This window comes from Guyparkeria sp. WRN-7 (assembly GCF_001641825.1).
In the GTDB taxonomy this organism is placed as follows: Bacteria; Pseudomonadota; Gammaproteobacteria; order Halothiobacillales; family Halothiobacillaceae; genus Guyparkeria.
Map to the genome: position 1 here is coordinate 318046 of NZ_LRFH01000014.1, position 11278 is coordinate 329323.

Below are 11278 nucleotides of genomic sequence, written 5' to 3' on the forward strand. Positions count from 1 at the left end.
GGCACCGTCACCGGGACAGGAGAAAACAATGCTTGCATGGCTGAACCGATTCAGTTTGTCGCAGAAGAACTTGGTGGGCTTTGGTTTGATCCTGGCCCTGATGGTGGGGATCGCCGTGCTCACCATGGTCAACATGAACAAGGTGGCCCACCAGGTCGAAGAGGTGGTCGAGCGCGGTCAGCCCGCAGCCTTTGCCGCCGACACCATCCGCATCCAGGTGGAGCGTGCGGTCGGGGCGCTGGGCTTCTATCTGCAAAGCCAGCGTGACGAGGACCTGGCGCGGTTCCGTGACGCGCTGGAAAAGGTCGAGGCCGCGCGCCAGACGCTGGCCCAGTATCGCGGCGACAGCGGCGGCGAGCTCGGTCAGCGCATCGACCGCTTCACGGCGACGGCCGAGAAGATCATCGCCATCTCCGGCGACGAGGCGGCCAACAACCCGGGCATGCAGTACGCCAACGTCAACGCCAACCCGTTGCAGCGGGAAATCGCGGGGTTGCTGGGGCAGTTGATCAACGCCGAGCAGAATGCCGATGCCAGCCGCTACTCGCGGCGCGCCCTGGTGCTCGACCTGGCGCGGCTGCAGGCGGACTGGGGCAACGTGGTCGCCAGCCTGCGCGGCTTCATGTCCTTCCGTGCGCCCGCCCTGCGCGAGAACTTCAATCTCTACGCCAGCCAGGCGATCGAGCGCGCCGAGAAGATCGCGCAGGACTATGACTACCTGCTGACCTTCGAGCAGCTCGACGCGGTCGAGCAGCTCAACGAGAAATTGCCGCGGTTCGTCGAGGAGGCCGAGCACGCCTTCGACATCCATGCCTCGGAGAAGTGGCGCATGGATGCCTACCTCGTGCGTACCGAGCTGACGCCGATCTTCGAGCAGATCGAAAGCGACGTGGAGGCCATCGTCGAGCGTGAGCGTCACGAGATCGCCGAGCGCTCCGAAAGCCTGCTGGCGGCCCTCGACTCGACCAGCAACTGGCAGATCGGTGCGGTGATCGCGGGGATCGTGGTGGTCGGCCTGCTGGCCTGGCTGTCCGTCCTGATCATCTCGCGTCCCCTGCAGCGGATCGCCGGGCGGATGCACGACATCGCCGAGGGCGATGGCGATCTGACCCAGCGCCTGCCGGCGGAGGGGAACGACGAGATCGCCCAGGTGGGCCGGGCATTCAACACCTTCGCGGATACCGCCCAGAACCTGGTGCGCGAGGTGGCCCGCTCGTCCGCGGCGATGACCGAGGCCTCCGAGAGCCTGGAGCGCGCCTCGCGTCGTGGCCGGGAAGGGGCCGAGCGCGAGGAGTCGGCAATCGACTCGCTGGTCAGCGGCATGGGGCAGACCCAGGAGGCCGCCGAGGAGGTGGCTCGCGGTGCCGAGGAGGCGAGCTCCGCCGTCCAGCAGGCCAACCGTCAGCTGCATGACGGTCTCGGCCGGGTCAACGGCAGTGCGCGCAATGCCGAGGAGCTCGACGAGGTGCTCACGCGTGCCGAGGGCATCGTTGCCAACCTCTCCGATCAGTCGCAGTCGATCGGCAAGGTGCTCGACGTGATCGGCGCGATCGCCGAGCAGACCAACCTCCTGGCGCTGAACGCGGCGATCGAGGCCGCCCGGGCCGGCGAGCAGGGGCGCGGCTTTGCCGTGGTCGCCGAGGAAGTGCGCTCGCTCGCCAATCGCACCCAGGATTCGACCCGCGAGATCACCGAGATCATCGCCCGTCTGCGCGAGGGTGCCGCCGAGGCGGTCGAGGCCATGACCACCGGCCGCGAGGTGAGCAACAAGAGCCTCGAGGCGGTGACCGATGCCGACCGGATGCTCAACGAGATCGCGACTGCCTTCGAGCGGCTCGAGGACATGAGCACGCGGATCGCCGCGGCCGCCGAGGAGCAGACTGCCGTCTCCGGCGAGATGAAGACCAGCATCGAGCACATGAGCGAGACCACCACCGACAATGCCCATGCCGCCCAGGAAACGGCGCGGGCGGGCGAATCGGTGGCGCGCTACGCCCACGAGCTCTCGCGTCTGGTGAGCAAGTTCAACACCGGCTGAGCCGGGCTTCGCATCGATAGCCGTTTGGATCGCCCGGGCTTGCCCGGGCGATTTCGTTTTCGCGGAACGTCTTCGGCTCGTTCCGGTCTAGGCTTGGGCGTAGAATGCGGCTCATGTCCCGCATGCCACCCGGGATGAACACGGCCCGAGGGCCAAGGAGATCGGAATGCGTGCCACCGCCTACCTGATTGCGCTTGGATTGCTGCTGCCGTTCTGGGGGTTGGCCCTGCTGGCCTGGCTGGGGCCGTTCGTCTGGGTTGCCCCGGCGCTGGATGCCCTCTCCGCCTACGCCGCGGTGATGCTCGGCTTTCTCGGCGCGATCCACTGGGGCGTGGTGCTGGCGACCACCCCGGCCGAGCGGGCCTTGCTGGTGGGTGATGCGCGTCATCGCCTGGCCTGGGGTGCCTTGCTGGTACTTGTCGCCTGGGTGGCGGCGATGCTGCCGTGGGCAGTGCTGTCGCTCTCGCTGCTGTTCCTGCTGCTGGTGGTGTCCTGGCAAGTCGACCGGCACTGGCTCGACAACCTGCCGGTCGGCTGGTCCTACCCGCGGCTGCGTCAACTGTTCACGCTGCTGGCCGCGCTGGCGCTGCTGGTGGCGATCGCCTCGTGGCTGCGGCCGTTGATCCCGGGGAGCGGTGCATGAACGAGCAGCCACCGGAAACCCCCGAGGCCGACGGCAAGCCCGGCAAGGGCGGCCGCTTTTTGACCCTGCGCCGCTGGCTGATCGCCGGCATCCTGGTCTGGGCGCCGCTGGCGGTGACCTTCTGGGTGGTCAACGCCCTGATCTCTTTCATGGACAAGAGCATTGTCCTGCTTCCCCCGTCGTATCGCCCGGAGGCAGTGCTGGGCTTCGAGCTGCCGGGGATGGGCGCGTTCTTCGCCGTGGTGATCGTGCTGCTCACCGGCGCCCTGGTGGCCAACATCCTCGGTCGCAGCCTGATCCATGCCTGGGAGCGGCTGCTCAACCGCATCCCGCTGGTGCGCAGCATCTACTCGTCCGTCAAGCAGGTGGTGGAGACCTTCGTCTCGCAGGACTCGCGCTCGTTCCGCAAGGTGGTGCTGGTCGAGTACCCGCGGCGCAATGCCTGGTCGATCGCCTTCGTCTCCGGCGAGCCGATCGGCGAGGTGCAGGACCGCACCGAGGAGCACCTGATCACCCTGTTCGTGCCCACGGCGCCCAATCCCACGTCGGGCTTCGTCATCATGGTGCCGCGCGACGAGGTGATCGAGCTGGAGATGTCGGTCGAGCAAGGCTTCCGCATGGTGGTCTCGCTCGGGGTGGTGGTGCCGCCGCGGCGAGACGCGGACACGGGCGGTGAGCGGGCGATGGAATCGTTGTCCGCAACCGGCGAGACGCCGGGCGCGGATCAGTCCTCGCGCAGCAGCCGTTCGAATGCCGATGCCGGGAGCGGCCGCGAGAAGAAGTAACCCTGGTAGACGCCGCACCCGCGGTGGCGCAGCTCGTCGAGCTGCGCGCGCGTCTCCACGCCTTCGGCGATGGTGACCAGCTCCAGACTGTTGCCCAGTGCGATGATCGCGTCGACGATCGCCAGGTCGTCGAGGTCCTCGGGGATGCCGCGGACGAAGGACTGGTCGATCTTCAGATAGTCGATTGGCAGCTGCTTGAGGTAGCTCAGTGACGAGTAGCCGGTCCCGAAGTCGTCGATGGCCAGCTTCACGCCCCGTTCACGGAACGCCTCGAGCAGCTTGCAGGCGTTGAACGGGTCCTGCATCACGGCCGTTTCCGTGATCTCGAGCTCGAGCTGCCCCGCCGGTATGCCGGCGTGATCGATGGCGTTGTCGACGTCGGCGATGATGTCCGGGCTGGACAGCTGCTGGGCGGAGAGATTGACCGCCATGCGCAGATCGCCGCTCCCCTCGATGCCTCGGTCTCGCCAGCAGCGCAGCTGCTGGCAGGCGGTGTCCAGGACCCAGCGGCCGATGGCGTTGATCTGTCCGGTCTGCTCGGCGACCGGGATGAAGATGGCGGGTGATACCGGGCCGTCCGGGCTTTCCCAGCGCAGCAGGGCCTCGGCGCCGACGATGCGACCGGAGGCGAGGTCGATCTGTGGCTGATAGTGGATCGAGAATTCCTCGTTCTCGACGGCCCGGCGCAACTGGCTTTCGATCTTCATCCGCTCGGTGACCAGGCGCGTGAGCTCGGCGGTGTAGAAGTGATGATTGTTGCGCCCTTCCGCCTTGGCCTGGTACATGGCCGTGTCGGCATTGCGCAGCAGCGTGGCGGCGCTGTCGCCGTTTTCCGGATAGAGGGCCACGCCGATGCTGGCGCCCACGCTCAGCTCGTTGTCGCCCAGCTCGTAGGGGCGCGAGATCTCTTCGATGAGCTTGCGCGCGACCGCGGCGGCATCGTCGGGACCGTCGAGATCCTCGAGTACCGCGACGAACTCGTCACCGCCGAGCCGTGCCAGCATGTCGTGCGAGCGCAGCATTCCCTGCATGCGGCCGGCCATCTCGCGCAGGAGGCGGTCGCCCATGGCGTGCCCCATGGTGTCGTTGACCCGTTTGAAGTGATCGAGGTCCACGAACAGCACGGCGAACCGGGCGCCGGGCTGCCTGATCAGCGAGTCGAGGTGCCGTTCCAGGGCATGGCGGTTTGCGAGCCCGGTGAGCGCGTCCTGGTGGGCCTGCGCTTCCAGTCGCTGGTTGGCCTCGTGCAGATCGGTGATGTCGGAAAAGATCGCGACGTAATGCGTGACCTCGTTGTCGTCGTTACGGATCGCGCTGATGGTCAGCCATTCGGGGTAAATGCTGCCGTCCTTGCGACGGTTCCAGATCTCTCCGCGCCAGTTGTCCGCCGTGTCCAGCTCGTGCCACATCTGTTCGTAGAATTCGGGCCCCTGGCGCCCGGACTGCAGCACCCGCGGGGTGCGCCCGAGTATCTCCTGACGCTGGTAGCCGGTCACCGTGGTGAACGCCTCGTTGACGTCGAGAATGCTGAGGTTCCGGTCGGTGATCATGACCCCCTCGCGGCTGTTCCGCAGGGCGGTCACCACCTGTTGCAGCTTTTCCTCGCTTCGCCTGCGGTCGGTGACGTCGCGGAACACGGTGACCGCCCCCTTCTCGCCGGTATCCAGATCCAGCGGGGTGCTCAGCACTTCCACTTCTCGCAGGCGGTCGTGCGCGTCGCGGAAGGTCTCGTTGTCCGACGAGAACAGCGTGCCGCCCCGCACGACGCGCTCGAAGGGGCATTCGTCACCTTCCGGCGTGGGCTCTGGCGGGTGGGCGTGGAAGGTGTCGTGCGCGTTTCGCCCCAGCAGTTCGTGACGCGAGTAGCCCAGTGTGTCCGTGGCGGCCGCGTTGACGTAGGTGATGCGCCCCCGGTTGTCCGTGACGTAAAGCCCCGACCCCATGTGTTCCGCGACCGTGCTCATGAAGTGTCGCGATTTCTGCAGCCGGTGGTGCGTCGTGAAGGTGAGCAGCAGGAGCAGCGAGCCCAGCAGCCAGATCGCGAAGCTGGCGTTGGTGAGCTCGTCGTGATCGGCGGCCGGAGTGTAGGCGAGTATGTAACCCGCCTGACCGCCGGTGGCACTCTCGACCGGGAGGAAATTGACCGCGTAGCTCATCCCGCCTGCCTTGATGAAGCGGCCGAATGCCTCGCCGCCTTCCATGCGCCGCTGGATCGTCTCGGACCGGGCGATCTCGTGATCGAGTTCCGCGACGTCGCGTGGCAGCTCGTTGCCGCCGGCCTCGTTTCTCAAGGACGATGCCGGGTCCTCGACCACGTAGGCCGGGTTGACCGGGCTGTTGCGGTAGAGCGTCTCGCGACCCTCGAACAGCTTGGGTTCGACCGCCCTGCGCTTGACGATGAACTGGTAATGGGTCTCCGGCAGGGCGGCGGTGCGTTCGAGCTCCTCGCGGATGGCGGTGAACGACATGCTGAATTCGAATGTCGCCAGCAGGTCGCCGTCATCGATGATCGGATAGGCGAAACGAAACCCGTGGGTGACTCGGCCCGTCTCGAAACCCGTGGCGGGCGCCCGCGTCTCGTTGACCTTCTTCAGGATGGGCCGGTAGGGGTAGAGCGGGTCGCCGTAGCGTTCCGGCCGATGCATGCGCAAAAACGAGATGCCGCCGGGGAGATGCACGTGCATTTGGCGCACGTGATTTCGCTTCATGTCCTGGGCGAGCGGGTAGAGCTTGCGATAGAGCAGTCCCCGGGCGACGGCGGCCTGCTCGTCGTCGGGCGAATTGGCCTGGTGGAACAGCCGCAGGTTTTCCGCGGTGGTCACCCGGGAATCGAACGCCAGGTCGGTCAGGCGCCGCGTTCCGGTGAGGATCGCGTCATAGGCGGCCCTCTGCTCGGCCAGGTTGACGTTCAGGGTGTGTTGGCTTTGTTCGCGATGCAGGGCGATCACGGTGGTGGAGACGACTATTTCCACTGCGAGGAACGCGAGCGCGTAGCGGGTCAGCCGTCTCATCGCTTCACCTCGGGGATGCCGTCGGGCAGGGAGCGATACAGTTGTCGTACCGGGTCATATGCGGCGTCGTCGGCGGGGATCGCGCCGTGCCGGATGTTTGAGCCCCAGGATTCGGTCAGTGCCCGGTCTGCCTGCCGGGACAGCGGCTGGAGCGACAGCAGCGCATCGCGGATCGCTGCACGTTGCTTGGCGGTGGTGGTGCGCGGGTTGGCGACCAGCAGGAAGCCGGGCAGGGGTGGCGACTCGGCGATGATCTCGATGTTCAGGTGACGGTACTGGCGGGCGATCGCGCTCTTGGCCGATCCGAGCATGGCGTGCCCCCGGACCACCTCCAGCATGCTCTCCGAGTGACTGCCGGCATAGAAATAGCGGGTGTTGCGCAGGGTCTGTCCGGCATCGCGCAGCAGGTGCTCGGTGGCCAGGTAGCCGCAGGTCGAGTAGGGCTGGGTCAGCGCCAGGTGGGCGCCGCCGACCTCGTCGAGTCCGGCAGGCTGCCCGCCAAACCGGGCCAGCACGCAGCGATACTGGCTCTTGCCTTCGGCGTTGAGAAAGCGCACCAGCGGCTTGAAGGTATCGTCCTCGTCGGTGAGCAGGATGTAGGGAAGCGGACCGAGGAAGGCGAGATCGATGCGGTCCTCGTGCAGACCGTCGAGAATGGACTCGTATTCAGCGAGGGTCTTGAGTTCGAAGGTGTTGCCTGTCTTCCGTTCGAGGTGCTCGAGCATCGGGCGGAACTGCGCCAGCAGGACCTTCCGGTCCTCGAACGGCAGCGGCGCGAATTGCAGTGCGGTGCTGTTTGCGGCGGTGACGGCAGCCGGCATCACGAGCAGCAGGACGAGGGTGCATGCGAGACTGGTCGTCCAGTGCCGGACGACGTGTGAAAGGGCCGGGTGCATGGCGCAATCGTAACCAGCCGACGATCGGCGCGCCAGCGCCGCGCGCCAAGTCTCGAAAAATCACCGCGCTCGGGCTACCATAGCGGGCTTTTCACCAAGACGAGTTTGATGACAATGCCGATGCGGACACACACCTGCGGACAAGTCGACCAGGCGCTTCTCGACCAGGAAATCGAGCTGGTCGGATGGGTCAACCGGCGCCGTGACCACGGCGGCGTGATCTTCGTCGATCTGCGCGACCGGGACGGTCTGGTGCAGGTGGTGTTCGATCCGGACGACCCGGAGATGTTCGCGGTCGCCGAGACGCTGCGCAACGAATTCGTCATCCAGGTGCGCGGCCGGGTGCGCAACCGCCCCGCCGGCACCGAGAATCCCAACATCCGTTCCGGCCAGATCGAGGTGCTCGGTCTGTCCCTGAACGTGCTCAACCGTTCCGAGCCGCTGCCGTTCCAGCTCGACGACGAGCGGGTCTCCGAGGACGTGCGCCTGCGCTACCGCTACCTCGACCTGCGTCGCCCGGAGATGCTCGAGCGACTGCGCCTGCGTCACCGCGTGACCAGCGCCATGCGCCGCTTCCTCGACGATGCCGGCTTCATCGACGTCGAGACGCCGGTGCTCACCAAGGCCACGCCGGAAGGCGCGCGCGACTACCTCGTCCCCTCACGTACCCATCCGGGCGAGTTCTTCGCCCTGCCGCAGTCGCCGCAGCTGTTCAAGCAGCTGCTGATGGTCTCGGGTTTGGAGCGCTACTACCAGATCGTCAAGTGCTTCCGCGACGAGGACCTGCGCGCCGACCGTCAGCCGGAGTTCACCCAGCTCGACATGGAGATGAGCTTCGCCGACGAAGAGATGACGATGGGGCTGATCGAGAACATGATGCGCCATCTGTTCATCGAGACGGTCGAGGTGCCGCTGCACGACCCGCTGCCGCGCCTGACCTGGCATGAGGCCATGCGTCGCTTCGGCTCCGACAAGCCCGACCTGCGCATCCCGCTCGAGTTGGTCGACGTGGCCGACCTGGTCAAGGACGTCGACTTCAAGGTCTTCTCCGGCCCGGCCAACGACCCGCGCGGTCGCGTCGCCGCCTTGCACGTCCCGCAGGGCGGCAAGATGCCGCGCAGCCAGATTGACGAGTACACCAAGTACGTTTCGATCTTCGGCGCCAAGGGGCTGGCCTACGTCAAGGTCAACGACGCGGCCGCCGGCCGCGAGGGCCTGCAGTCGCCGATCCTCAAGTTCCTGACCGACGAGGCGATTGCCGGCATCATGGAGCGCACCGGCGCGGCCGACGGCGACCTGATCTTCTTCGGCGCCGACAAGGCCAAGGTGGTCAACGAGGCGCTGGGCGCGCTGCGCGTGCGCCTCGGTCACGACCTCGACATGGTCGAGCACGGCTTCAAGGCGCTGTGGGTGGTCGACTTCCCGATGTTCGAGTACGACGAGAAGGACAAGCGCCTCTACGCGCTGCACCACCCGTTCACCGCGCCGCACCCGGACGACATCGACAAGCTCGATTCCGACCCGGAAAACGTCCGTTCGCGGGCCTACGACTTCGTCCTGAACGGCTACGAGCTCGGCGGCGGTTCCGTGCGTATCCACGACCCGGAGATGCAGCAACGCGTGTTCGGCCACCTCGGCATCGACGAGGAGGAGGCGCAGGAGAAGTTCGGCTTCCTGCTCGACGCGCTCAAGTTCGGTGCGCCGCCGATGGCCGGCGTGGCCTTCGGCCTCGACCGCATCGCGATGCTGATGAGCGGGGCGACCTCGATCCGCGACGTGATCGCCTTCCCGAAGACCCAGTCTGCCTCCTGCATGCTCACCGACGCCCCGGGCGAGATCGACCCGGCCGCGCTGCGCGAGCTTTCCATCCGCGTGCGCCTGCCGCCCAAGGAAGACAAGGGCTGATCACCCCCAACGGGGTTTCCTACGCTTGCAATTGCTGCTGCTGTCTATAGACATGGGAGACAGTAGTGCCCTGTTCGTTGGCGCGCCGGGTAAGCCCGGCGCGCCGTCCTTCCCGGGAGGCCGTATGACCGCGAATGCCCAATCCGATCGCGCCGCGCGCGAGATTCCCGTTGCCCTCGAACCCGAGATCGCCCGTATCGCGCTGGCCTCCAAGCCGGCCGCCCCGGTGACCGCCGAGGAGCGCGAAGCCCTGCGGGCCGAGATCAAGGAGCTCCTGGCCGAGCAGAACGCCGTGCTGGTGGTGCATTACTACGTCGACGAGGACCTGCAGATCCTCGCCGACGAGACCGGCGGGCGGGTGTCCGACTCGCTCGACATGGCCGCCTTTGGCGCCGAGCACGAGGCGCAGACGCTGGTGGTCTGCGGGGTGCGCTTCATGGGCGAGACGGCCAAGATCCTCAGTCCCGAGAAGCGCGTGCTGATGCCCGAGCTGCATGCCGAGTGCTCGCTGGATCTGGGATGCCCGCCCGAGGAGTTCACCGCGTTCTGCGACGCGCATCCCGATCGTACCGTGGTGGTCTACGCCAACACCTCGGCCGAGGTGAAGGCGCGTGCCGACTGGGTGGTCACCAGCTCCAACGCCCTCGAGATCGTCACCCACCTGAAGGAACGCGGCGAGAAGATTCTCTGGGCCCCGGACAAGCATCTCGGCCGCTACATCCGCGACAAGACCGGTGCGGACATGCTGCTCTGGGAAGGCTCCTGCGTGGTCCACGACGAGTTCCGCGCCGATGCGCTCGCCGAGCTCAAGGAAAAGCATCCCGAGGCGGCCATCCTGGTGCATCCGGAATCGCCCGAGGCGGTGGTCGACATGGCCGACCGGGTCGGCTCGACCTCGCAGCTGATCAAGGCGGCCACCGAGCTGCCCAACGAGACCCTGATCGTGGCGACCGACCGCGGCATCTTCCACAAGATGGCCGAGGCCGCGCCCGGCAAGACTCTGATCGAGGCGCCCACCGGCGGCCGCTCGGCCACCTGCGTTTCTTGTGCGCACTGCCCGTGGATGGCGATGAACGGTCTTGTCAGCGTCCGTGATGCGCTCAAGCACCCGGAGGGGCACGAGATCACGGTCGACCCGGCGGTCCGCGTCAAGGCGGTCGAGTCGATCCAGCGCATGCTCGATTTCTCCCGCCAGCAGGGCATCGTCACCCGCGGCAACAACGACGCCTGATCTCGACCGGGCCCCAGCCGTGCCGTGCATAGACCCGCCCTTGTGGCGGGTTTTTTCATGCCGGCCGCATGGGGGGTGTGCGTATGTTGCTGATTTAGAATTAAAACAATTGTGAATATTCGTGGATCTTTTAATTCACAAAGGCACTTGTCGAATAAGAATATTTGAGTTCCCCGCTGGGTTATTTGGGGCGTAGGGTGAGGACGTCGCTTCTAGCAATCCCAAGGAGGAAACCATGAGAAAGCTGTTCACGATGCTTGCCCTGATCATCGCCGCACCGCTGGCGCTGCAGGCCAACACAGCCATGGCAGAGACCGAGAAGACCAAGCATGTGGTCTATCACTTCAACAAGGCCGACATGAACACCATCAAGGCCGGTCTGCGTAACGCGACCAATCACGTCAATTCGCCCTCAGGTCCGGAGACCCAGCTCCAGATGGTCGTTCATGGCGGCGGCATCAAGATGATGACCGAGGCGCGTCAGGACCCGCAGCTGGCCGCAGCCATCGACAACCTCAAGGCTAACGGTGTCGAGTTCAAGGTCTGCGCCAATACCCTGCGCGGCAAGGGCCTTGAGGTGAGCGACCTCTACTACACCGACGAGTCGGACATCGTGCCGTCGGGTGTTGCCTATCTCGCCGACCAGCAGCTCGAAGGCTGGGCCTACATCCATCCGTAAGCCGGCATGCATGACGGCGGCCTGAGGGCTGCCGTTCAGCCGATCCCTCCTTGACCCGGGCCTGCGCCCGGGTCTTTTGCATTCGTCCGT

Annotated in this window: 8 protein-coding genes; 6 read left to right on the forward strand and 2 right to left on the reverse strand. The window is 66.2% G+C overall.

Features of this window, described 5'->3' with window-relative positions; translation table 11 throughout:
* Positions 1-28 precede the first annotated feature (28 nt).
* From AWR35_RS06095 to AWR35_RS06105, 3 genes are all read left to right on the forward strand, one after another.
* The gene (locus AWR35_RS06095) at positions 29-2038 is read left to right on the forward strand and encodes a methyl-accepting chemotaxis protein (RefSeq protein WP_058575056.1); all 2010 of its coding nucleotides are present in this window, start codon (positions 29-31) and stop codon (positions 2036-2038) included.
* A 166-nt stretch (positions 2039-2204) separates the two neighbouring features.
* Complete coding sequence (locus tag AWR35_RS06100) at positions 2205-2681, forward strand: DUF3429 domain-containing protein (RefSeq protein ID WP_058575057.1); 477 nt, start codon at positions 2205-2207, stop codon at positions 2679-2681.
* On the forward strand, positions 2678-3466 hold the full coding sequence (locus tag AWR35_RS06105; RefSeq protein WP_082663941.1) for a DUF502 domain-containing protein: 789 nt from the start codon (positions 2678-2680) through the stop codon (positions 3464-3466). The genes AWR35_RS06100 and AWR35_RS06105 overlap by 4 nt, the downstream gene beginning before the upstream one ends.
* Here AWR35_RS06105 and AWR35_RS06110 read toward each other — a convergent pair.
* Both AWR35_RS06110 and AWR35_RS06115 read right to left on the reverse strand, forming a co-directional pair.
* Positions 3406-6477: an EAL domain-containing protein gene (locus AWR35_RS06110; RefSeq protein ID WP_058575058.1), complete on the reverse strand. Its 3072-nt coding sequence runs from the start codon at positions 6475-6477 to the stop codon at positions 3406-3408. The genes AWR35_RS06105 and AWR35_RS06110 overlap by 61 nt on opposite strands.
* Positions 6474-7373 carry a PhnD/SsuA/transferrin family substrate-binding protein gene (locus tag AWR35_RS06115; RefSeq protein WP_082663942.1) on the reverse strand — a complete coding sequence of 300 codons (900 nt, stop codon included), beginning with the start codon at positions 7371-7373 and terminating at the stop codon, positions 6474-6476. Before AWR35_RS06115 ends, AWR35_RS06110 begins: the two co-directional genes overlap by 4 nt.
* Positions 7374-7493: 120 nt before the next feature.
* Here AWR35_RS06115 and aspS point away from each other — a divergent pair, with 120 nt between their 5' ends.
* The 3 genes from aspS to AWR35_RS06130 all read left to right on the forward strand — a co-directional run bounded on the left by aspS (position 7494) and on the right by AWR35_RS06130 (position 11188).
* Positions 7494-9278, forward strand: coding sequence for an aspartate--tRNA ligase (aspS, locus tag AWR35_RS06120; RefSeq protein ID WP_058575261.1), 1785 nt, complete (start codon positions 7494-7496; stop codon positions 9276-9278).
* 124 nt (positions 9279-9402) lie between these two features.
* Entirely contained in the window at positions 9403-10509 is a 1107-nt protein-coding gene (gene nadA, locus AWR35_RS06125) for a quinolinate synthase NadA (RefSeq protein WP_082663943.1), read from the forward strand.
* A gap of 235 nt (positions 10510-10744) precedes the next feature.
* Positions 10745-11188: a DsrE family protein gene (locus AWR35_RS06130; protein ID WP_058575059.1), complete on the forward strand. Its 444-nt coding sequence runs from the start codon at positions 10745-10747 to the stop codon at positions 11186-11188.
* Positions 11189-11278 lie beyond the last annotated feature (90 nt).

Bases quoted from the DNA above. Each gene is read 5' to 3' on its own strand.
- AWR35_RS06095 (WP_058575056.1), top strand. From the start codon at position 29: ATGCTTGCATGGCTGAACCGATTCAGTTTGTCGCAGAAGAACTTGGTG.
- AWR35_RS06100 (WP_058575057.1), top strand. From the start codon at position 2,205: ATGCGTGCCACCGCCTACCTGATTGCGCTTGGATTGCTGCTGCCGTTC.
- AWR35_RS06105 (WP_082663941.1), top strand. From the start codon at position 2,678: ATGAACGAGCAGCCACCGGAAACCCCCGAGGCCGACGGCAAGCCCGGC.
- AWR35_RS06110 (WP_058575058.1), bottom strand. From the start codon at position 6,477: ATGAGACGGCTGACCCGCTACGCGCTCGCGTTCCTCGCAGTGGAAATA.
- AWR35_RS06115 (WP_082663942.1), bottom strand. From the start codon at position 7,373: ATGCACCCGGCCCTTTCACACGTCGTCCGGCACTGGACGACCAGTCTC.
- aspS (WP_058575261.1), top strand. From the start codon at position 7,494: ATGCGGACACACACCTGCGGACAAGTCGACCAGGCGCTTCTCGACCAG.
- nadA (WP_082663943.1), top strand. From the start codon at position 9,403: ATGACCGCGAATGCCCAATCCGATCGCGCCGCGCGCGAGATTCCCGTT.
- AWR35_RS06130 (WP_058575059.1), top strand. From the start codon at position 10,745: ATGAGAAAGCTGTTCACGATGCTTGCCCTGATCATCGCCGCACCGCTG.